The following is a 403-nucleotide window of genomic DNA, read 5'->3' on the forward strand; positions in this document are numbered from 1 at the left end:
TGGTAATAATCCATTTGTTTATAATCGACTGGAACTATTGGATCCTTATGACGCCGGGTTGGCAACAATTCGTGAATACGCAGTTGCTGCTACCAGGGCGCTCGATATCACGTATGGTCTTGTGCATATGGAACTGATGCTGAACCCATCGAACGGCCCGGTAATGATTGAAGCAGCAACACGGATACACGGTGGTGTTGCCCCATCATTATTTGAAAGTTGTTATTCTCCTAGTTTGCTGGACACGATTGCTACACTGGTGTCAGAGCAAAGAGTACCTGAACAAGATTCGAAGCGAGTTAAGCAGGGAAGAGTGTATTTTCATGTCAATAAATACGCTGCAAAATTCACAGGTGTCGATGCCATCAGTGACGGAAAACTAAGACGTATTCCATCATTGATT

General features: G+C 44.2%; 1 protein-coding gene. It reads left to right on the plus strand.

Translation table 11 applies throughout. The annotated features are described in order from the left end of the window. Window positions 1-403: hypothetical protein (locus ACYP03_RS24360; protein ID WP_459782421.1), on the plus strand; the 403-nt coding region annotated here is incomplete at both ends.

The sequence above is a fragment of the Photobacterium sp. R1 genome, from assembly GCF_054600795.1.